The 19,771-nt window shown below is 71.4% G+C and carries 20 protein-coding genes and 1 tRNA gene; 8 read left to right on the top strand and 13 right to left on the bottom strand.

Translation table 11 applies throughout. The features are described from left to right. Positions 1-73: 73 nt before the first annotated feature. A complete protein-coding gene (locus ACIREO_RS02630; protein WP_404103969.1) occupies positions 74-1,048 on the top strand; it encodes a GlxA family transcriptional regulator in 975 nt (324 codons plus the stop codon). A 67-nt stretch (positions 1,049-1,115) separates the two neighbouring features. Here the strand turns inward: ACIREO_RS02630 and ACIREO_RS02635 are convergent, their stop codons facing one another. The 9 genes from ACIREO_RS02635 to ACIREO_RS02675 all read right to left on the bottom strand — a co-directional run bounded on the left by ACIREO_RS02635 (position 1,116) and on the right by ACIREO_RS02675 (position 9,362). After that, the gene (locus ACIREO_RS02635; RefSeq protein WP_404103971.1) at positions 1,116-1,853 is read right to left on the bottom strand and encodes a D-Ala-D-Ala carboxypeptidase family metallohydrolase; all 738 of its coding nucleotides are present in this window, start codon (positions 1,851-1,853) and stop codon (positions 1,116-1,118) included. Positions 1,854-2,039: 186 nt separating this feature from the next. Next, positions 2,040-2,678 carry a peptide deformylase gene (def, locus tag ACIREO_RS02640; RefSeq protein WP_404103974.1) on the bottom strand — a complete coding sequence of 213 codons (639 nt, stop codon included), beginning with the start codon at positions 2,676-2,678 and terminating at the stop codon, positions 2,040-2,042. An 82-nt stretch (positions 2,679-2,760) separates the two neighbouring features. Then, positions 2,761-3,753 carry a tetratricopeptide repeat protein gene (locus ACIREO_RS02645; RefSeq protein ID WP_404103977.1) on the bottom strand — a complete coding sequence of 331 codons (993 nt, stop codon included), beginning with the start codon at positions 3,751-3,753 and terminating at the stop codon, positions 2,761-2,763. A 91-nt stretch (positions 3,754-3,844) separates the two neighbouring features. Beyond that, positions 3,845-5,095 carry an HD-GYP domain-containing protein gene (locus ACIREO_RS02650; RefSeq protein ID WP_404103979.1) on the bottom strand — a complete coding sequence of 417 codons (1,251 nt, stop codon included), beginning with the start codon at positions 5,093-5,095 and terminating at the stop codon, positions 3,845-3,847. Beyond that, the gene (locus ACIREO_RS02655; protein ID WP_404103982.1) at positions 5,092-6,480 is read right to left on the bottom strand and encodes an HD-GYP domain-containing protein; all 1,389 of its coding nucleotides are present in this window, start codon (positions 6,478-6,480) and stop codon (positions 5,092-5,094) included. Before ACIREO_RS02655 ends, ACIREO_RS02650 begins: the two co-directional genes overlap by 4 nt. Positions 6,481-6,613: 133 nt before the next feature. Beyond that, positions 6,614-6,931 (bottom strand): mycothiol system anti-sigma-R factor, encoded by a 318-nt coding sequence (gene rsrA, locus ACIREO_RS02660; RefSeq protein ID WP_404103985.1) that lies wholly within the window; start codon positions 6,929-6,931, stop codon positions 6,614-6,616. Then, the gene (locus ACIREO_RS02665; protein WP_033298180.1) at positions 6,928-7,584 is read right to left on the bottom strand and encodes a sigma-70 family RNA polymerase sigma factor; all 657 of its coding nucleotides are present in this window, start codon (positions 7,582-7,584) and stop codon (positions 6,928-6,930) included. Before ACIREO_RS02665 ends, rsrA begins: the two co-directional genes overlap by 4 nt. Before the next feature lie 284 nt (positions 7,585-7,868). Next, positions 7,869-8,537 (bottom strand): alpha/beta family hydrolase, encoded by a 669-nt coding sequence (locus ACIREO_RS02670; RefSeq protein WP_404103987.1) that lies wholly within the window; start codon positions 8,535-8,537, stop codon positions 7,869-7,871. Positions 8,538-8,546: 9 nt separating this feature from the next. Then, positions 8,547-9,362: an SOS response-associated peptidase gene (locus ACIREO_RS02675; RefSeq protein ID WP_404103989.1), complete on the bottom strand. Its 816-nt coding sequence runs from the start codon at positions 9,360-9,362 to the stop codon at positions 8,547-8,549. A 74-nt stretch (positions 9,363-9,436) separates the two neighbouring features. Here ACIREO_RS02675 and ACIREO_RS02680 point away from each other — a divergent pair, with 74 nt between their 5' ends. The 4 genes from ACIREO_RS02680 (at position 9,437) to ACIREO_RS02695 (ending at position 13,104) form a co-directional block, all read left to right on the top strand. After that, on the top strand, positions 9,437-10,150 hold the full coding sequence (locus ACIREO_RS02680) for a M50 family metallopeptidase (RefSeq protein WP_404103992.1): 714 nt from the start codon (positions 9,437-9,439) through the stop codon (positions 10,148-10,150). Between the two features lie 114 nt (positions 10,151-10,264). Beyond that, complete coding sequence (gene aroA, locus ACIREO_RS02685; protein ID WP_404103995.1) at positions 10,265-11,644, top strand: 3-phosphoshikimate 1-carboxyvinyltransferase; 1,380 nt, start codon at positions 10,265-10,267, stop codon at positions 11,642-11,644. A 4-nt stretch (positions 11,645-11,648) separates the two neighbouring features. Continuing rightward, positions 11,649-12,665, top strand: a complete 1,017-nt coding sequence (gene rsgA, locus ACIREO_RS02690; protein WP_404103997.1) for a ribosome small subunit-dependent GTPase A — start codon at positions 11,649-11,651, stop codon at positions 12,663-12,665. A 115-nt stretch (positions 12,666-12,780) separates the two neighbouring features. Beyond that, complete coding sequence (locus ACIREO_RS02695; protein WP_404103999.1) at positions 12,781-13,104, top strand: DMT family transporter; 324 nt, start codon at positions 12,781-12,783, stop codon at positions 13,102-13,104. Here the strand turns inward: ACIREO_RS02695 and ACIREO_RS02700 are convergent. Further along, complete coding sequence (locus ACIREO_RS02700; protein WP_404104002.1) at positions 13,061-13,633, bottom strand: TetR/AcrR family transcriptional regulator; 573 nt, start codon at positions 13,631-13,633, stop codon at positions 13,061-13,063. The two genes, ACIREO_RS02695 and ACIREO_RS02700, sit on opposite strands and share 44 nt — an antisense overlap. Positions 13,634-13,775: 142 nt before the next feature. Between ACIREO_RS02700 and hisN the strand changes: the two genes are divergently transcribed. After that, complete coding sequence (hisN, locus tag ACIREO_RS02705) at positions 13,776-14,576, top strand: histidinol-phosphatase (protein WP_403991133.1); 801 nt, start codon at positions 13,776-13,778, stop codon at positions 14,574-14,576. Between the two features lie 127 nt (positions 14,577-14,703). Then, positions 14,704-15,105, top strand: coding sequence for a cyclic nucleotide-binding/CBS domain-containing protein (locus ACIREO_RS02710; protein ID WP_404104005.1), 402 nt, complete (start codon positions 14,704-14,706; stop codon positions 15,103-15,105). A gap of 76 nt (positions 15,106-15,181) precedes the next feature. Here ACIREO_RS02710 and ACIREO_RS02715 read toward each other — a convergent pair whose 3' ends face one another. Next, positions 15,182-16,636 carry a catalase gene (locus ACIREO_RS02715; protein WP_404104007.1) on the bottom strand — a complete coding sequence of 485 codons (1,455 nt, stop codon included), beginning with the start codon at positions 16,634-16,636 and terminating at the stop codon, positions 15,182-15,184. Positions 16,637-16,813: 177 nt separating this feature from the next. Here ACIREO_RS02715 and ACIREO_RS02720 point away from each other — a divergent pair, with 177 nt between their 5' ends. Further along, positions 16,814-17,233, top strand: coding sequence for a Fur family transcriptional regulator (locus ACIREO_RS02720; protein ID WP_404104009.1), 420 nt, complete (start codon positions 16,814-16,816; stop codon positions 17,231-17,233). A gap of 119 nt (positions 17,234-17,352) precedes the next feature. Here the strand turns inward: ACIREO_RS02720 and ACIREO_RS02725 are convergent. Next, positions 17,353-17,426 (bottom strand) — tRNA-Met (locus ACIREO_RS02725). Positions 17,427-17,540: 114 nt separating this feature from the next. Beyond that, positions 17,541-19,598 (bottom strand): sel1 repeat family protein, encoded by a 2,058-nt coding sequence (locus tag ACIREO_RS02730; RefSeq protein WP_404104011.1) that lies wholly within the window; start codon positions 19,596-19,598, stop codon positions 17,541-17,543. Between the last annotated feature and the right edge of the window lie 173 nt (positions 19,599-19,771).

Genomic DNA, 19,771 nt, shown 5'->3' on the forward strand with positions numbered 1-19,771 from the left:
TGTCGTCCGGGCGGACGAATTCCGGCAGTGGCAGGACTGTCACACACCATCGAATTGCTGCCACACTGGCGCCATGCTGAAGAATGTCGCCGCTCTGCTGCTCGACGAGGTCAACCCTTTCGAACTCGGCGTCCTGTGCGAGGTGTTCGGGCTGGACCGCTCCGACGAGGGCCTGCCCAACCACGACTTCGCGGTCGTCTCGGCGGAGGGCCCGGTCCTCCAGACACACGCCGGGTTCTCCATCAGCACCCCCTACGGTCTCGACCGTCTGGAGGAGGCCGACCTCATCGCCGTACCGGCCGGGACCCACTTCGTGGAGCGCACCTACCCCGAGGAGGTCCTGGACGCCCTGCGCAGGGCCGTGGACCGCGGGGCGCGGGTGCTGAGCGTCTGCTCCGGCGCGTACGTCCTCGGGGCGGCCGGCCTGCTGGACGGCCGCCGCTGCACCACCCACTGGCGGCACGCCGACGAGCTGGCCCGCCGCTTCCCGAAGGCACGCGTGGAGCCGGACGTGCTCTACGTGGACGAGGGGCCGGTCATCACGTCGGCGGGGACGGCCGCGGGCATCGACGCCGCCCTGCATCTGGTCCGCCAGGCGCACGGGCCCGCCGTCGCGAACGCCGTCGCCCGCCGCATGGTGGTCCCACCGCACCGGGACGGAGGCCAGGCGCAGTACATCAAGCGCCCGCTGCCCCGCACCCGGTGCGACACGGTCGGGGACACCCTCGCGTGGATGGAGCGCCACCTCGACCAGGAGATAACGGTCGAACAGCTGGCCGATCAGACCCATATGTCGCCCCGGACCTTCGCCCGCCGCTTCCAGCAGGAGACCGGCACCACGCCCTACCGCTGGCTGCTCCGGCAGCGTGTGCTGCTGGCTCAGCATCTGCTGGAGACCTCGGACGAGACCATGGACACGATCGCGGGGCGGACCGGCTTCGGGAACGCGGCGGCGCTGCGCCATCAGTTCGTACGTTCGCTGGACACGACCCCGAACGCCTACCGGCGCACGTTCCGGGGGCCGGTAGGCCTGACCGAGGTGGCCTGACGGGGAAGGCCCCGCCGGGGTGATCACGCGATCGTCCCGGCGGGGCCCGGTCACCAGGGGCGTGCGGTCAGATGCCGCACTGCGAGGCGGACCAGAAGTGACTCGGCCCCTGGTTAACGTGGATGTGGTCGCTGTGGCCCGCGTAGCCGGGGCCGAGGATCCCGTTGAATCCGTGGTTGCGGGCCTGCTGGGCGATGGTGCACAGGGAGTGCGGCCCGGCGCCGAGGTCGACGGCGTCACCGTAGAGGTGGCGGCTGTTCGTCGCTCCGCCCACCGCGGAGTTGCAGGACGTGGAACGGAAGCCACTGGTGACCCGGAGGGGCTGGTCGCCCAGCGCGTGCCGCAGGGCCTGGAGCTTCCACATGCTGCTCAGGGCGTTGGCCTTGGCCGTACCCGCGGCGACCGCTCCGCCCGCCCAGGTGCTGTTGCACTTGTTGAGCTCGGGGTAGGTGAAGTTCACGGGGGTGCAGTCGTTGTCCTGGAGCGCGTAGAGCTTGGCCTGCGTGTCCGGTCCGGCGACCCCGTCCGCCGCGAGTCCGTACGCGGACTGGAAGCGCTTGACCGCGGCCGTGGTGGCGGGGCCGTACGAGCCGTCGACGGCCAGCACGGAGTTGTATCCGGGATAACCGGCCACCCTGATCTGGAGCTGGGTGACGTCGTTGCCGGTGGCACCGGACTTCAGGGTGCGGGTCCAGGTGAAACAGCCGTCGGCCTGTGCGGTGCCCGCGGTGACGACGGCACCGCCGATGGCGAAGGCCATGGTCATGACAAGGCCGAGCAGCAGATGTGCGGTACGTCTGAGCATGGGGATCTCCCTGCACGTGAGGCGTGGTGGTGCGGCGTGGGGACGAGCCTGGCGGACGGGTCGACGCGCGTCAACTACGCCCCGGAGAACGCTGGTTGACGGAGCCGAACCGTCCGCCCGCGCCGCCGGGCACGGAGCGGGGGCCCCGCCCTGCGGCGAGGCCCCCGCTCCGTACGGCAGGGGAGATCAGTCGTTCGGGACGATCTCGTAGCGCGGGGTGCCTTCCGCCATCTCCTTCAGCGCGTCCTTGCGCTCGCGCTTCGAGAGCCGGTCGATGTAGAGGTAGCCGTACAGATGGTCCGTCTCGTGCTGGAGGCAGCGCGCGAAGTAGCCGTCGCCCCGCACCTTCACCGCGTTGCCCTGGGCGTCCTGGCCGCGCACGACCGCGTAGTCGGGGCGCGCGAGCGCGGCGTACGCCGTGGGCACGGAGAGGCAGCCCTCGTTGGAGTCGTCGAGGTTGCGCTGCTCCGGCGCGAGGTCCTCCAGCACCGGGTTGCAGATCGCGCCGACGTGCCGCACCCCGTCGTCGTCAGGGCAGTCGTAGACGAAGACCTTGCGGTCGACGCCGATCTGGTTGGCGGCCAGGCCCACGCCCTGTGCATTCCGCTGGCTGGCGAACATGTCGTCGATCAGCTGCGCGAGCTCGTCGCCGAACTCCGTGACGTCCCGGCACTCCTTGTGCAGCACCGGGTTGCCGACCACCGTGATGGGGCGGGACGTGCCGCGCTCCCGGTGCGCCGCCTCACGCGCCTCGCAGTCCTCGGTGTCCACGAGGAATCCCTCGTCGTCCACACCGGTCTGCTCGTCCGTCTCCTGCTGCGACATGTCCGCCGTACGCCTTCCTGCAAACCTGAAAACCGTGTGTACCCGCACCGGAATCGATGCGCGTACAGCCTACGGGCACCGGTCAGCAGACTTCTTCCAGATCCCGCCACTCGCGGCTGTCCGGGCTGTCCGCCACCCAGCCGTCCAGCAGACCGCGCACCAGCCCGGCCGGGGCCGCTATGCCGCACTCACGCTCCGGCACCCACAGGTCACCGGCGGTGCGGTGGCCCAGGGGCCCGGGGTGACCCGGCTCACTGTGGTCGTGCGGGTCCAGGTGCTCGCCGTCGCCCTCGTCGCTCTCCATCCGGCTCTCCGAACAGGCGCGGCAGAGCAGCCGCACGGAGGACGACCAGTCCTCGGCGGCGAATCCGGCATCGGAGGCGAGCTGCTCCAGCGCGTCCCGGTCGGCCTCGGTGGCGGCCTCCAGGAGGACCACCCAGGTGGGCACGGGAGAGGGCGCCCACAGCTCGATCTCGTCGAACACCGGGTAGGACGGCCCGGCCACCGTGATCCGCTCGCCGTTCGGCACCCCGTCGTGCAGGACGACCTCGCCCCAGCGCCGCCCCGAGGACGGCAGCGGGATCGACAGCACCTCCAGCCGGGCAGGATCGAGCCTGCGGCCCCAGACGACCTCGGCCTCGCCCTCGGGCGAGAGCCGCACGGCCGCGCTGCCCAGCTCCATGCCCGTGGGCTCGCTGTTGGCCGCCGCGTTGTGCTGGCCGTTGCCCGGCACTCTCAGCCCGTAGGCCTGCCAGGCCCGGCGCGCCAGCGGCCAGTCCTGGAGCGCGGTGGCCGCGATCCCGACGTTCCACCAGTCCGGGGCTCCGGACTCCCGGTCGAGCAGGGCGACGGCGCGCAGGCCGGCGGCCCTCGCCTGTTCCCAGTCGTGCCGGAACTTGTGCAGCAGCGCGAGATTGAACCAGGACTCGGAGAGCCAGGGCTCCAGGTCCACCGCGCGTGTCAGCAGCGCCCCCGCGTCCTCGTACCGGCCGTCGCCGATCAGCGTGAACGCGCGGTCCGTGGCCTGCCGCCAAGAGGCGGACGGCCGATGCCGTACCTTCCCGAAGATCCTCACGATTCCCGCCTGTCCCGACTGGACACCCTCGTTTTCCGCTCTCCTTCGCATCCAACCATGCCCGGCCGGACGCTCGCTCATTACCCATGGGTTACCCAGTCCCGGCCCGGGTCAGACCGCCCCGCGCCAGGACTCTGGCCAGTGCCTCCACCACCCGTGGCTGGTAGTCGCGGCCCGTGCCGAGCCTGAGCTGCTCCAGGGCCCCAAGAGACCCCTTGACGCCTTCCCCGCACAGGTCGTCGTACGCGTTGACCGCGCGGACGATCCTCGCGGCGGTCTGCTGTTCCCGGTACGGATCCGCCTGCTGCTCCACCACCACGGCGACCGCGGTGTCCACACCGGTCTGCCGGACCACCGCTCCTCCGAGCAGCGCGATCCGCCGCTGCTCGGCGGCCGGGAGCACGGCGGTCGCCCCGTCGGCCACCGGGTCGACGAGCGAGAGCTGGCCGATGTCGTGCATCAGCGCCGCGTACTCCAGCACGGTCAGCTCGGGGCCGGTGAGCCCCAGCTCACGCCCGACGGCCGTCGACAGTCCGGCCACCCTGCGGGCGTGCCCGTGCGGGGTGTAGCCCGCGATCTCGGTGGACCGGGCCAGCGACGCGATGGTCTGCCGGTACGTCGTACGGACGGCGGCGTACCGGCGGAACGACACCTGGGTGAGCAGCAGCGGTACGCACAGGACGGGCAGCGCCCACAGCCCCGCGACGGCGACCCCCAGCGCCATCACGGCACCGGTCGCGCAGACCGCCGAGCCGATGCCGCTGAGCGCGCGGAGTTCGTCCCGGAGCTGCGGCCCGTACGGACGGGAGGTCCCGGCCGCGAGGGCCGCCGCGAGGACGGCGTCGCAGAGGGCGGTGAGCACGAGCAGGACGAGCAGGAAGAGAGCGAAGTACGGCCCCTCACCGAACCAGCGCTCCGTCCGGCCCGCATGGTGGAGCGGCTGGAAGCACACGGCGGCGAAGGCCACGGCCAGCACACGGCGGGCCGCCTGGTCAGGCCCGGGGCCGCTGCCCCGTGCCATATGGGGCACGGAGGCGAGCAGCTGCGCCGCGACGACGACGGTGATCACCTGGAGCACACCGTGCGCCGTCTCCTGCCCTGCGCTGCGCCCCAGCAGGGCGTACGCGAGTGCCCCCGCCGCCCCCAGCGGCGCGGGCTCGCGCTCACCGGGCAGCGCGCCCCAGCGGGCCAGCTCACCGACGGTGACGAGGACTCCGAAGGCGAGGGCATGGCCGGGCTCGACGACGCCGTTCCACAGGGTGTGCCCGAGCGCGACGAGCGCGACGGCGAGCGCCGCGCCACGGACCGCGAGGACGGCCGGCGGCAGGTGGGCCGGGGTCACCTGGGCTGTCCCGGCCGGTCCTTTGCCCCGGTGGCGGGCTGCTGTGCGCCGGCCCGCCGGCGCGGCAGCCCGGCGGGTTCCTCGTCCGAGGTGACCGTGTTGGCCGCGGCGGACCAGCCGTGGCGGTCCAGGGCGCGCGCCAGCGCGCGGACCATGCGCGGGTCGAACTGGCTTCCCGCGCAGCGCCTCAGCTCCTCGACGGCCACGGGGACGGGCCGCCCGCGTCGGTAGGAGCGCGTCGAGGTCATGGCGTCGAAGGCGTCCGCGACGGCGACGACCCGGGCGAACTCGGGGATCCGGTCCCCGGCGAGGCCGTACGGATAGCCGCTGCCGTCGAGCCGCTCGTGGTGGTGCAGGATGGCGGCGCGCGCCTCGTCCAGGAAACCGATGCCCCGGACGATCTCGTGGCCGTACTCCGGATGGAGCTCGATGACACGGCGCTCCTCGGGGGTGAGCGGCCCCTCCTTGCGCAGGACCCGTGTGGGGACGCCGAGCTTGCCGACGTCGTGCAGGATGCCGGCGAAGCGGAGGGCTTCCATCCGCTCCTCCTCCATGCCCAGTTCACGGGCGATCAGCTCGGAGGCACGCCCCACCCGCTCGCTGTGCCCCCGGGTGTATCCGTCCTTGATGTCGACCGCCTGGACGAGCGCCCTGATGGTGGCGCGGTGGGCGGCTTGCTCGCGGTGGTACTGCGCGAAGACCCAGCAGGAGATGTACATCGGCAGCAGGACGACCAGCGCGGACAGCGGACCGTAGGAGCTGTGCCAGAGGACGGCCATCATCAGCCCCGCGAGCGCGTGCACCAGATGGGGCCCGACCGAGCGGCCCGGCAGCCCGCGCCAGGCGTGCCTGACGGCCACGCGCTCGGCCGTGACGAGGATTCCGCCGTCCAGCGCGGCCAGCACCAGGCTGAAGACGAGCGCCGTCGCACAGGCCGGGAGGAGGGCGTACGGAAGATCGGGCGCGGCGTCTCCCGAGGATCCGCCGAGCGTGGCGGGGCCGCCCAGGAACGCGTAAGTCCATGAGGCGGCCCCCACGGTCAGTGAGAGCTGGGCGGCCCGCCAGACACGGCGGGCCGTCGCCGGCGGGCGCTCCACCCTCCCCGCGAGTGCGCCGGGTACGGCCACGAGGGCGGCGGCGGAGGGAGGCAGCAGGAACGCCGCGGCGAGCAGCAGGGGAAAGAACGATCCGGCACTGAGCGGCACGGAGCTGCCGAAGAAGGGACAGCGGCCCGGAAGTTCACAGGCGAGGTAGAGCACGGCGAGGAGCGCGAGTGTGCCCCAGGGTGTCGCCGCCCCGGGAGACAGTGCCGGAAGGGCGCAGAGTGCGGCGCAGAACGCCGCACACAGGATGTGGAAGCGCGCTGCCCCCGGTGTGCCCCTCACCCGTACCGCCCGCCCCCAGCCTGGTCAATGGAGGCGCCAGGCTAGCGAGTTGGGGGTCGGCCAGGGCCCGAACGGGCCGGATTAGCACATTCGGGTGACACAGCCGGGGTTCCGGAGCGCGGGTGGAGAACCGTCACTCGGCGGTGGCCGGGCTGTCGGCGCTGTCCACCGCCACGTCCTGCTCGGGCACGGCGTGCCCGGAGCGGATCAGGTCGATCCGCCCCATCACCTTCGAGCGCAGGTCGGCCGGGACGTCGTCCTGTCCGCAGCAGCGCTTGACCAGCTTCTTCACGGCCTGCTCCAAGCCGTACTTCTCCAGGCACGGGGAGCACTCCTCGAAGTGCACCTCGAACTTGGTGCAGTCGCCCTCGGGCATCTCATGGTCGAGAAACTCGTAGAGATGATCGAGAACCTCTGAGCAGTCCGTCTCGTGCGGCTCTCCGCAGCTCATGAGGCCGAGCCTTTCCTGTCGTCCGACTCACCGGCTCCGGCCGGGACGAGTCCGCGCTCACGCGCGTAGTCCTCCAGCATGCCGCGCAGCTGACGGCGTCCCCGGTGCAGCCGGGACATCACCGTACCGATGGGTGTCCCCATGATGTCCGCGATCTCCTTGTAGGCAAAGCCCTCTACATCGGCCAGATACACGGCGATGCGGAACTCTTCGGGGATCGACTGCAGCGCGGACTTCACGTCGGAGTCCGGCAGGTGGTCGAGTGCCTGGGACTCCGCCGAGCGCAGACCGGTCGACATGTGCGACTCCGCACGCGCCAGCTGCCAGTCCTCGATCTCCTCTGCGGCGCTCCGCTGGGGTTCACGCTGCTTCTTGCGGTACGAGTTGATGAAGGTGTTGGTGAGAATGCGGTACATCCACGCCTTGAGGTTCGTGCCCTCACGGAACTGGTGGAAGGAGCCGTACGCCTTGGCATACGTCTCCTGCACCAGGTCCTCGGCATCCGCGGGATTGCGCGTCATGCGCAGCGCGGCCGAGTACATCTGGTCCAGATATCCGAGGGCGTCCCGCTCGAAGCGCGCGTTGCGCTCGGCAGTCGTCTCCTGCGCACGGCCGTCGTCGGTCCCTGTGTCGGTCCCAGTGACCGGACCCACCTCCTCCAACGATGTGGCGGAACCGAGACCGGACCCGCTCGCATCGGAGAATAGTCGACCTTGCTTCTGCGCGTGCTGTCGATCGGCTCCGACCGGGGCGCGCGCCGGAGTGCTCTTGGCCGCGTGAAGCACCGTCCACTCCAGTTCGGCGGCGTTCGAGCGGCTCGGGCAGATGGTCGAACCCATGCGACGGACTCCCTCTCCACGTAGGTCGGTGCTGTACCGACACCACGCACAACAGCCACCCCGCACGGCGCATTCCCAGGCCTGCCCGGGTGCCGGGACTACGTGGTCGGAAGCCCGTCCAGCCACTCCCCCACCGCGCCGGCGAGGAGATCCATCGCCTGATCCCCGGTCAGCGGCGCCTTCTTCGGCACGGCGAAGCCATGATCCGCGTACGGCACCTCGACGAGCCGGTGGTCCCCCGGAGGGAACTCCTCCGGGCGCCCGAACGGGTCGCGGCCGCCCTGCACCACGAGGGTGGGGACGCCCGCGCCCAGCAGCTCGTCCGCGCGGGACTTCTCCGGCTTGCCCGGGGGATGGAGCGGGAAGCTCAGGGCGAGCACCGCGTGGGCGCCCAGCTCCGCCGCCGTACGGCAGGCCACCCGGGCCCCCGCGCTGCGTCCCCCGGCGACGACGGGGAGCCCCGGGGCCTCCAGCGCCGGCCAGAGCCCCCGCCAGCCGGTGTCCAGGGTCCGGGGCGCGGGCGCCATCTTCTTCCCTGCCACCCGCCAGGGCTGCTCCACCAGGGCCACCGTCACCCGCCGGCCCGGCAGCACGCCGGCCAGGGCCTGGAGGTCCCGGGCCTCGATGCCGCCGCCCGCGCCATGGCTGACGGCGAGCACCAGACGGGCCCCCTTCGCGGGGATCCAGGTGATCCTGGCCACTCCGGCGTCCGTTTCGACGCTCTCGGTCTTCCGCGCTGTCCCTGTCGTACGGCTCACAGTGCCCATCCTGCCGGGTCAGAAGAGCGTGCTCACCTCCGGCGCGGCCAGCTCCTCCAGGAGTTCCGGGCCGTTGTTGCGGACGTTGCTCACGGAGGTGGCCACCGGGTAGGCCCTCATCAGCCCGCCTGGCGGCGGCTCCAGCAGCGCCTTGAGCTCCTCGATGCCGGTGTGCGAGGGGTCGAGCCAGTCGTCCCAGCGGTCCGGGGTCAGCATCAGCGGCATCCGGGGGTGGATGTCGGAGAGCGAGGCGGGCCCCTCCGCGGGGGCGACGGCGAGCGGGGCCGTCTCCGCCTCGGTGGTGATCACCGAGCAGGTCACCCACCAGGCCCCCGGGTGGGCGTCGGGGAGCGTCCGGTCGCGCCAGAACTCGTACAGGCCCGCCATGGCGAAGACGGAGCCGTCGGCGGGCGTCACGAAGTACGGCTGCTTGCGGGGCCGCTTCTTCTTCCCCTTCTCCTCCAGCCGGCGCTCGTCGGTGCCCGTGACCCACTCGTAGTAGCCGTCGGCGGGCAGGATGCAGCGCCTCGACACGAAGGGACGGCGGAAGGACGGCTTCTCGTGGACGGTCTCCGCGCGGGCGTTGATCATGCGGGCGCCGCCTTCCGGCGACTTCGACCAGGACGGCACGAGTCCCCATTTCAGGGCACGCAGCTGGCGAACCGGCCGCTGGTCGTCCGCGTCCTTCACAGGACGGTCCAGGACCGCGTAGACCTCCTTGGTCGGCGCGACGTTCCAGTCGGGCTCCAAGGTCTCCGTGGGTTCCCATTTCTCCACGCCGAAGAGCCCGGTCAGATCCTCCGGCCGCCGACTCGCTGCATACCGTCCGCACATAAGTGCCAGACTGCCACGACCCGCCACTCGAGTGGATGCCCATCCGCCGAGCACCTCAAGGAGCCGCCCGCACCATGGACAGCACCGACCTCGGCGATCTGTGGGATCGCGTCTTCGGAACCCAGCCCGCACCCGAGCAGTGGCTGGTGGTCGTCACGGCCACGGTGGCGCTCGTCGTGGTGGTCCCGAACCTCATATGGCGGCTCTCCCGCAACGCGATCACCATCGCGCACGAGGGAGGGCACGGCCTGATCTCCCTGCTCACCGGACGCCAGCTGTCCGGCATCCGGCTGCACTCGGACACCAGCGGCCTCACCGTCAGCCGCGGCAAGCCCACCGGCATCGGCATGATCCTCACCGCGGCGGCCGGCTACACAGCGCCACCGCTGCTCGGTCTCGGCGGCGCCTGGCTGCTGACCAACGGCCGCATCACGCTCCTCCTGTGGCTCGCGACCGCGCTCCTGGCGGTGATGCTGGTGATGATCCGCAATCTGTACGGGGCGCTGACCGTCATTTTCACGGGTACGGCCTTCCTGCTGGTGTCCTGGCTGACCTCGGCCGACGTCCAGTCGGCGTTCGCGTACACCGTGGTCTGGTTCCTGCTGCTCGGCGGCGTGCGCCCGGCGTTCGAGCTGCAGTCCAAGCGGAGGCACGGCGGTGCTCCCGACTCCGACGCCGACCAGCTCGCCCGGCTGACGCACGCACCGGCCGCGATCTGGCTCTTCCTCTTCCACGCGGTGTCGCTCTGCTCGCTGATCGGCGGCGGGCGCTGGCTCCTCGGGCTGTGAGGGTGCGTGACGGGGCCCGGGCGCCGGACCGCCCGTACCACCCTTGTATTACGTCCTGGTTTCGGCACTTTTGTTCAGGATCTGGGATTGCGCTGAGCCACTAAAGTGAGGGGCATGACCGAAAGTTCCGTGCACCCCGCCCTCTGGCCCGCCCCCCGAGCGACCGGGGCCGTCGACGCGACCGTCACCGTGCCCGGATCGAAGTCGGTCACCAATCGCGCCCTCGTCCTCGCCTCGCTCTCCTCCGAGCCGGGCTGGCTGCGCCGCCCGCTGCGCTCCCGCGACACCCTGCTGATGGCCCAGGCACTCCGCGCGATGGGCGTCGGCATCGAGGAGGGCGTGGGCCCGGACGGCTCGGGCGAGGCCTGGCGGGTCATCCCCGCAGGTCTGCACGGCCCGGCCCAGGTGGACGTGGGCAACGCGGGCACGGTGATGCGTTTCCTGCCGCCCGTGGCCTGCCTCGCGGACGGCCCCGTCCACTTCGACGGGGACCCGCGGTCCTACGAGCGGCCCCTGAACGGCGTGATCGGCGCGCTGAAGTCCCTGGGTGCCCGGATCGACGACGACGGCCGGGGGACGCTGCCGCTGACCGTGCACGGCGCGGGCGCGCTGGACGGCGGCCCGGTGTCCATCGACGCCTCCTCGTCCTCCCAGTTCGTCTCCGCCCTGCTGCTGTCCGCACCCCGTTTCAACCAGGGCGTCGAGGTGCGCCACACCGGCTCGGCGCTGCCCTCGATGCCCCACATCCGGATGACCGTCGACATGCTGCGCTCGGTCGGCGCCCAGGTCGACGAGCCGGAGTCGGGCGGCGAGCCCGATGTCTGGCGGGTCTCCCCCTCCGCTCTGCTGGGCCGCGATCTGACCGTGGAGCCCGACCTCTCCAACGCCCAGCCGTTCCTGGCCGCCGCGCTGGTGACCGGCGGCCGGGTCACCGTCCCCGACTGGCCGCTGCGGACCACCCAGCCGGGTGACGCGCTGCGCGAGATCTTCACCGCAATGGGTGGCGCGTGCGAGCTGACCGAGCACGGTCTCACCTTCACCGGCTCCGGCTCGGTCCACGGCATCGACGTCGACCTGAGCGAGGTCGGTGAGCTGACACCGGGCATCGCGGCCCTCGCCGCCCTCGCGGACTCCCCGTCCACCCTGAGCGGCGTCGCCCACCTGCGACTGCACGAGACGGACCGGCTGGCGGCCCTCACCAAGGAGATCAACGGACTCGGCGGCGACGTCACGGAGACCGCCGACGGCCTGCGGATCAACCCCCGTCCGCTGCACGGCGGCACCTTCCACACGTACGACGACCACCGCATGGCGACAGCGGGCGCGATCATCGGTCTCGCCGTGGCCGGGGTCGAGATCGAGAACGTCGGCACGACGGCCAAGACCCTGCCGGACTTCCCGGCCATGTGGACCGGCATGCTCGGGGAACCCTCCGGCGCCGTCGGCGTCTCCCCCGGGGCGCCCGGCGCACCGGCCGGCAGGCGCGGGGTCTGAGGACATGCGCCGCTACGGGAAGAACCCCGACGAGGACGACATCCGCGTCCGCCCCAACCCCAAGGGCAACCGGCCCCGTACGCACACACGTCCCAAGCACGAGGACGCCCAGGACGGCATGGTCCTCACCGTCGACCGGGGCAGGCTCACCTGCCTGGTCGAGGACCGTACGGTGATGGCCATGAAGGCCCGCGAACTGGGCCGCAAGGCCGCCGTGGTCGGCGACCGGGTCTCCCTGGTGGGTGACCTCTCCGGCGGCAAGGACACCCTGGCGCGCATCGTGCGGATCGGTGCGCGCACGTCGGTGCTCCGCCGTACGGCGGACGACGACGATCCCTTCGAGCGGGTGGTCGTCGCCAACGCCGACCAGCTGGCGATCGTCACCGCGCTCGCCGATCCCGAGCCCCGCCCGCGCATGATCGACCGCTGCCTGGTGGCGGCGTACGACGGCGGCCTCACGCCGCTCCTGGTGCTGACCAAGTCCGACCTGGCCTCGGCGGACGAGCTCCTGGAGGCGTACACCCCACTGGGCGTCCCGTACATAGTGACCAGCCGCGAGGAGCTGGAGAGCGGAGATGCCGCCGATCAGGTGCGCGAGCTGCTGAACGACCGGGTCACCGCCTTCGTCGGGCACTCCGGGGTCGGCAAGACCACGCTTGTCAACGCGCTGGTGCCGAAGGACCGGCGGCGGACGACCGGAGTGGTCAACGCCGTCACGGGGCGCGGCAGGCACACCACCACGTCGGCCCTCGCCCTGCCGCTGCCGGACGGCCGTGGCTGGGTGGTCGACACCCCGGGCGTGCGGTCGTTCGGGCTGCACCACGTCGACCCCTCGCGGGTCATCAACGCCTTCCCCGATCTTCAGCCGGGCACGGAGGACTGCCCGCGCGGCTGCACCCACGACGGCCAGGAGCCGGAGTGCGCCCTGGACGCGTGGGTCGCGGAGGGGCATGCCGATCCGGCACGGCTCGACTCGCTGCGGAGACTGCTGGCGACGCGGGAGCGGCGCGAGGGCGACTGAGCCATGGCGGCGGACGCCGCTGCCCGACTCGCGCACGTTTGCGGGCTCCCACGACTGGTAAGGGCATAATCGCGCAAGCGAGACGAAGCGTCACCTACGTGGGAGGCACCTGACGATGCCGTGGTTGCTGGTCGTGGTCGCTGGACTGCTCGAGACCGGCTTCGCCGTGTGCCTGAAGCTTTCGCACGGATTCACCAGGCTCTGGCCGACGATCGCGTTCTGTGCGTTCGCCCTCGGCAGCTTCGGCCTGCTGACGCTGGCGCTCAAGAAGCTCGACGTCGGCCCGGCCTACGCGGTGTGGACCGGTATCGGAGCGGCGGGGACGGCGATCTACGGAATGATCTTCCTCGACGACGTGGTCTCCGCGCTCAAGCTGGTGTCGATCTCGCTGGTGATCATCGGTGTGATCGGTCTGCAGCTGTCCGGCTCCGCGCACTGAGCCCGGGCTCCGGCACCAGCGTGTAGGAGAGTGCGAGCCGGAGCGCGATCTCGCAGCTCAGCTCCAGCTCACCGGGGTCGCGCGGCGAAGGCCCGTCCTCCAGTGCGGCCACGGCCCGGTCCCGGACAAGGGTGAGCAGCTCGGTGGGCGTGGGCAGCGCTCTCTCCGCGCGCCTCCCGGCCGGGGGGTCCCCCGGTCTGGGTAAGCCTTCTCCCCAGACACCCGTGAGCAGAGCCTTGACCAGGACGTCCGCACCGGCCGCCCGGACCGTCCAGCGAGCGAGCTCCGCCGGCCCCTCCCCCCGGGTGCGGCCCGTTCCGAGCGTCTGTTCCACGCCGGCGAGATAGTCGTCGGCCGCGCGCCGGATCAGCGCGCGGGCCAGACCGTCCTTGCTGCCGAACTCGTTGTAGAGCGTCTGCCGGGAGACTCCCGCCCGGGCCGCCACGTCGACCATGCGCACGGCCGTCCAGGGCAGGGTGGAGAGCGCCGAGTGTGCGGAGTCCAGCAGTGCTTCTCGCGCCGATGGCATCGTCGCCTCCCACGCCGGGGACCTGCGCATCAGAGTTGACGCGCTCGGAGGCACTGTCAAGGGTCCGCGCGCCGTGGACGCGGCCCGGCGCACCGTGCGGGGCCGTGTAGCCCGGACGGGTGGCTGTGGATACTGTGACGGCATGCCCGACTACCACGATGATCTGCGCCTTGCCCATGTACTCGCGGACGCCGCCGACGCGGCGACGATGGACCGGTTCAAGGCTCTGGACCTCAAGGTCGAGACCAAGCCGGACATGACCCCGGTGAGCGAGGCCGACAAACACGCGGAGGAGCTGATCCGGGGGCACCTGCACCGGGCACGCCCGCGCGACGCGATCCTGGGCGAGGAGTACGGGATCGAGGGCACGGGTCCACGGCGCTGGGTCATCGACCCGATCGACGGCACCAAGAACTACGTACGCGGTGTCCCCGTCTGGGCGACGCTCATCTCCTTGATGGAGGCGGGCGAGGACGGTTTCCAGCCGGTGGTCGGCGTGGTGTCCGCCCCCGCGCTGAGCCGTCGCTGGTGGGCGGCGAAGGGCGCCGGGGCCTTCTCCGGCCGGAGCCTGACGTCCGCGACGCGGCTGCATGTGTCGAAGGTCGAGCGGATCGCGGACTCCTCGTTCGCCTACGCCTCGATGACCGGCTGGGAGGAGCAGGGCCGCCTGGACGGCTTCATGGACCTGACGCGGGCCGTCTGGCGCACGCGTGGGTACGGGGACTTCTGGCCGTACATGATGGTCGCCGAGGGTTCGGTGGACATCTGCGCGGAGCCGGAGCTCTCCCTGTGGGACATGGCGGCGAACGCGATCATCGTCCAGGAGGCTGGCGGGCAGTTCACCAGCCTGGACGGTGTCTCCGGGCCGGGCGGTGGCAACGCGGCGGCGTCCAACGGTCTGCTGCACCACGAGCTGCTCGGCTATCTCAACCAGCGCTACTAGCCACGGCGCACACCCCCTTGTTGAGTTCCCTCCTGGGTGCGACTCTGAGAGTCCCCCCACTTGTGAACTTGTGAATCGCCTCACGAAGGCCTTCACAGCTCACTTCTCGAAGGAGGTGGCTCCCCGCATGCTTGTCCGTGACGCCATGAGCACCCTGGTCCTGACCATCGGCCCGGCCCACACGCTCCGGCAGGCGGCCCGGCTGATGTCGGCCCGCCGTATCGGAGCAGCGGTCGTCCACGACCCGGACACCTGCGGTCTCGGCATCATCACCGAGCGCGACATCCTCGACGCCGTCGGCGCCGGGCTGGACCCCGATGTCGAGACCGCGTCCACCCACACCACCACCGACGTGGTCTTCGCCTCCCCCGCCTGGACCCTTGAGGAGGCCGCCGAAGCCATGACGCACGGCGGCTTCCGGCATCTGATCGTGCTGGACGGCGACGGCCCCGTCGGCATCGTCTCGGTGCGCGACATCATCAGGTGCTGGGCGCCGGTCCGGCGTTCCCGCGCCGAGATGGCCCTCTGACCGGCGCCCGCGTACGACAGCGGACCGGACCCCCCGGAACAATCCGGGGAATCCGGCCCACCACCGACGGCAAGGGCTACTGGCCGCGCAGGGCCTGGACCGCGACCTCCAGCCGCTTGCCGAAGTCTCCGTCGGCCTGACGGAAGTTGTTGATCGCGCGCTCGGCGATCTCGTCGCGCGAGACCTTGGAGATGAATCCGGCGAGGTTGTCGATCAGCCTGGCCTTCTCGTCCTCGGACAGGAGCCGGTAGAGGTTGCCGGCCTGCACGAAGTCGTCGTCCTCGGCGTGGAGCGGCGCCTCGTGGGTGCCTGTGCCGCCTGTGACGGACACGGGCTGCCAGAGCGGCCGGTCCGTCTGGGCGGGGCCGCCGAAGCTGTTCGGCTCGTAGTTCTTCGCGCCCTTGTGCCGGCCGTCGTACAGATAGCCGTCACGGCTGTTGGTACGCGCCTCGGCGGCGTGCGGGCGGTTCACCGGCAGGTGGTCGGCGTTGATGCCGACGCGGTAGCGGTGGGCGTCGCCGTACGCGAAGAGACGGCCCTGGAGCATCTTGTCGGGGGACGGTCCGATGCCGGGCACGAAGTGCGCCGGACTGAAGATCGACTGCTCGACCTCGGCGAAGATGTTCTCCGGGTTGCGGTTGAGCTCCAGCTTGCCGATCTCGACCGGCGGGTAGTCCGCGTGCGGCCAGACCTTGGTCAGGTCGAACGGGTTGAAGCGGTACGTGGCCGCGTCCGCCGCCGGCATGATCTGGACCTGCACCGCCCAGGACGGGAAGTCGCCGCGCTCGATGGACTCGCGCAGGTCACGCTGGTGGCTGTCCGGGTCCACCCCGGAGAGGCGGACGGCCTCCTCGGTGGTGAGGTTCTTGATGCCCTGGTCGGTCTTGAAGTGGTACTTGACCCAGAAGACCTCACCGGCCTCGTTGTTCCACTGGAACGTGTGCGAGCCGAAACCGTCCATGTGACGGTACGAGGCAGGGATGCCACGGTCGCCGAAGAGCCAGGTCACCTGGTGCGTCGACTCGGGCGACAGCCCCCAGAAGTCCCAGACGTTGTCCGCCTCCTGCGAGCCGGTGTACGGGTCGCGCTTCTGGGTGTGGATGAAGTCCGGGAACTTGATGGCGTCCTTGATGAAGAAGACCGGGGTGTTGTTGCCGACGAGGTCGTAGTTGCCCTCCTCGGTGTAGAACTTCAGCGCCCATCCCCGGGGGTCCCGTGCCGCGTCGGCGGAGCCGAGGTTGCCCGCCACGGTCGAGAAGCGCAGGAAGGTCTCGGTCTGCTTGCCGACCTGCGAGAGGAACTTCGCGCGGGTCCACTGCGAGACGTCCCTGGTCAGCGTGAAGGTGCCGTAGGCACCGGCGCCACGGGCGTGCACGACACGCTCCGGGATGCGCTCGCGGTTGAAGTGGGCGAGCTTCTCGAGAAGCGCCTGGTCCTGGACGAGAACCGGTCCACCCGGGCCGGCGGTCTCGCTGTTCTGATTGTCGGCCACCGGAGCGCCGGCCTCCGTGGTGAGCGGTCCCTGAGTCACGCGCGCCTCCTGCGTCATGTCCTGCACAGCGTCGTTCCCTGTGCAGCCTGTTCTCGGCCGCAGCCTGTCCTTGGCCAGTACGCTACCGATCCTACAATGGACTTTGTCCAAGTCAATCAGAGATCTAAAGTCACACCGACTCGGAACTCGGGCCCCTCCGCTGTTAGGCTGGGCCCCATGAGTGACCTCTTGGAACGACTTCGTGGACGCGGCTGGCGCATGACGGCACAGCGGCGCGTGGTGGCCGAGGTTCTCGAAGGGGACCATGTGCATCTGACGGCGGACGAGGTCCACGCGAGGGCCGTCGACCGGCTGCCCGAGATCTCCCGGGCCACCGTGTACAACACGCTGGGCGAGATGGTGTCCCTCGGAGAGGTCATCGAGGTCTCCACCGACCGCCGGGCCAAGCGGTACGACCCGAACGCCCACCGCCCCCACCACCACCTGGTGTGCGGGCGCTGCGGAGCGATCCGGGACGTGCACCCGTCCGGCAACCCCCTCGCGGACCTGCCGGACGACGAGCGGTTCGGCTTCACCGTCTCGGACGTCGAGGTGACCTACCGCGGCACCTGTCCGAACTGCGCCGCCACGGCCTGAGTCCGCTCCGCGTGCCCGGACGGCCTCCGTCCGGGCACGAACACCCCTCGGAGTGGGCTTTGCATGGGCATACGACTGAGGCCCGGATCCTTGGAAGGATCCGGGCCTCAGTCTTTTAGTAGCGGGGACAGGATTTGAACCTGCGACCTCTGGGTTATGAGCCCAGCGAGCTACCGAGCTGCTCCACCCCGCGCCGTTGTGATTGCAACTCTACGACACTCATGCCCGCAGGAGCAAATTCATTCCCCGGACACCCGCGCGCACCGTGAACCGGCCGGCCCGGGTCACGGACCGGCCCGCCCCGTCATCACGCGGTGAGCTCCTGGTGCAGTGCTTCCAGCAGCCTTGCGGCCCGCTCGGCCACCTCCGCCGGGCCCAGCTCGACCGCCCGGGCACACCAGCGCTGCCCCTCGGTGAGCTCACCCCGGCGGGCGGCGAGCAGCGCGAGCCGCAGGGCCGCCCGGCCGTGGCCGTCGTTGGCGGCGCGGCTCCACCACAGGGCCGCCTCGCGCTCGCTGCCCTCACGAGCGAGCAGCAGCCCGAGGTTGAAGGCCCCGTTGCGGCTGCCCGACTCGGCGGCCTCGCGGTACCAGCGCGCGGCGCTCGCCATGTCCCCGCGCGCGGCCGCGAGCATCCCGGCCCTGACCTGGGCGCGGCGATGGCCCTGCTCGGCAGCCCTCTCGTACCACTCCTCGCACTCGGTCTTCTCCGGCATCGGCTCTCCCAGCGCGGGAGGTCCCGGTGCCGGCTGGCGCAGATCGAGCACGCCCGCCAGCCGGAAGGCGGCCTCGGCGCTGCCGCCGCCCGCGGCGCAGCGCAGATGGCGTTCGGCCTCCCGCTCTTCGCCGTCCCTCAGCAGGGCCATGCCCACCTGGAGCGCGGCATCGGTGTGCCCGGCCGCCGCCGCCCGCTGGTACCAGCCGAGCGCGGTGCGGTCCTCGTCCCGTCCGGCGTGCAGGATGCCGAGGTTGAAGGCGGCGTCCACGCTGCCCGCCTCCGCCGCCTTGGAGAACCAGGGCTCGGCCCCGGTCGCGTCCCCTGCCTGGAGGAGCAGCACGGCCAGCGCGTTCGCCGCCTCACGGTGCCCGGCGTAGGCGGCGCGGCGGTACCACTGCTCGGCCTGCGGGATCCGGTCCTGGGCGGCGCAGAGCAGGCCGAGGTTGTACGCCCCGTTGACGTCACCGGCGTCCATGGCGGCTCGGTACCAGCGCTCCGCGGTCTGCTGCTCGCCTCTGGCCGCGTGCAGGGCGCCCAAGGCGTTCGCGGCGTTGCCGTCGCCGTCCTGGGCCGCTCGCAGCCACCACACGGCGGCGCTCTCCTCGTCGCCCGCGTCACGCAGCAGGAAACCCAGGGCGCAGGCCGCCCGGGGCTCACCGTCCTTGGCGGCGGTGAGATACCAGCGGCCGGCCTCCTTCAGCTCGCCCCGCTGTTCGAGGATGGCGCCGAGGTGCAGGGCGGCACGGCGGTGCCCACGCGCGGCGGCCTGGCGGTACCACTGCTCGGCCTCCCCGACGCGTCCGGCGTCGGGGCCCGCGACGGGGCCGTCCGGCTTCGCCGGTGCGGCAGCGGCCGGCGCCGGGCGGTCCTCGCCCACGACGCGGCCCATGCCGAACGCGTCGTGCGCGTCGCCGACGGCCTTGCGTTCGATCGTCCGTGCCAGGCGGTACGCCGCCTCGCGGTGCCCCTGCTCCGCGGCGGCACGAAGCCAGCGCTCGGCGCCGGCGTCACCGCGGTGCTCCAGCAGGTCGGCCAGTGCGTACGCACCGAGCGCGTGCCCCTGCTCGGCGGACTGGCACAGCCAGTACTCGGCGCCGGGCTCGTCCCCGCGCTCCCTGAAATGGCGCCCGAGGGCGTGCGCGGCGGCGGCGGAGCCGGCGACAGCGGCGATACGCCACCACCCGGCCGCCTCGTCCGTGTATCCCCTCTGGTGAAGGAGCACGCCGAGGTTGTTGGCCGCGGCCCGGTCGCCCTCGGCGGTGGCCGCGCGCAGGTAGGCTTCGGCGCCGTCCAGGTCGCCTCGGCGCAGCAGGAGTGCGCCCAGGACGCTCATCGACGCCGTGTCCCCGGCTTCCGCGGCGCGCCGGTGCCGGGCCTCGGTCTCGTCGCCGTGGTCCGTGGTGTCCGTGGTGTCCGCGCTCCCGGCTGTGTCCGTGCTCCCGGTCGCCCCGGCGCTCTCGACGGCATCGGCCGTGTAGGTGATGTCCACGGTGAAGACGGGGTCCTCGCGGTCGCCGTCGGCGGTGTCAGCGGTCTCGGCCAGGGCAGCGGCGAATGCCACATCTGCCATGTTTTCCGTCGTCCGGCCGCGTCGCTGCACAAACCGCCCTGTCTCCAACAGAGTTGCCCTGTCCCCCATAAATACCATCGTCGCACCACCTGCTACCCGCGTACACCTGGTATACGCGGCCAGTGAAGTCACTTCGGCGTTTTGTCGACATGCCCACAGAGAGACAAGTGAAACACGGCTGGGTCCAACTGGTGCCCCACGAACCGCTCTTCACTCCGACAACTTGAGAAAAGGCAACAGACATGGCGAAG

Origin of the sequence: Streptomyces sp. NPDC102441, from assembly GCF_044765585.1 — a bacterium.
GTDB lineage: Bacteria > Actinomycetota > Actinomycetes > Streptomycetales > Streptomycetaceae > Streptomyces.

Bases quoted from the DNA above. Each gene is read 5' to 3' on its own strand.
- ACIREO_RS02630 (WP_404103969.1), top strand. From the start codon at position 74: ATGCTGAAGAATGTCGCCGCTCTGCTGCTCGACGAGGTCAACCCTTTC.
- ACIREO_RS02635 (WP_404103971.1), bottom strand. From the start codon at position 1,853: ATGCTCAGACGTACCGCACATCTGCTGCTCGGCCTTGTCATGACCATG.
- def (WP_404103974.1), bottom strand. From the start codon at position 2,678: ATGTCGCAGCAGGAGACGGACGAGCAGACCGGTGTGGACGACGAGGGA.
- rsrA (WP_404103985.1), bottom strand. From the start codon at position 6,931: ATGAGCTGCGGAGAGCCGCACGAGACGGACTGCTCAGAGGTTCTCGAT.
- ACIREO_RS02670 (WP_404103987.1), bottom strand. From the start codon at position 8,537: ATGGGCACTGTGAGCCGTACGACAGGGACAGCGCGGAAGACCGAGAGC.
- ACIREO_RS02675 (WP_404103989.1), bottom strand. From the start codon at position 9,362: ATGTGCGGACGGTATGCAGCGAGTCGGCGGCCGGAGGATCTGACCGGG.
- ACIREO_RS02680 (WP_404103992.1), top strand. From the start codon at position 9,437: ATGGACAGCACCGACCTCGGCGATCTGTGGGATCGCGTCTTCGGAACC.
- aroA (WP_404103995.1), top strand. From the start codon at position 10,265: ATGACCGAAAGTTCCGTGCACCCCGCCCTCTGGCCCGCCCCCCGAGCG.
- rsgA (WP_404103997.1), top strand. From the start codon at position 11,649: ATGCGCCGCTACGGGAAGAACCCCGACGAGGACGACATCCGCGTCCGC.
- ACIREO_RS02695 (WP_404103999.1), top strand. From the start codon at position 12,781: ATGCCGTGGTTGCTGGTCGTGGTCGCTGGACTGCTCGAGACCGGCTTC.
- ACIREO_RS02700 (WP_404104002.1), bottom strand. From the start codon at position 13,633: ATGCCATCGGCGCGAGAAGCACTGCTGGACTCCGCACACTCGGCGCTC.
- hisN (WP_403991133.1), top strand. From the start codon at position 13,776: ATGCCCGACTACCACGATGATCTGCGCCTTGCCCATGTACTCGCGGAC.
- ACIREO_RS02710 (WP_404104005.1), top strand. From the start codon at position 14,704: ATGCTTGTCCGTGACGCCATGAGCACCCTGGTCCTGACCATCGGCCCG.
- ACIREO_RS02720 (WP_404104009.1), top strand. From the start codon at position 16,814: ATGAGTGACCTCTTGGAACGACTTCGTGGACGCGGCTGGCGCATGACG.
- ACIREO_RS02730 (WP_404104011.1), bottom strand. From the start codon at position 19,598: ATGGTATTTATGGGGGACAGGGCAACTCTGTTGGAGACAGGGCGGTTT.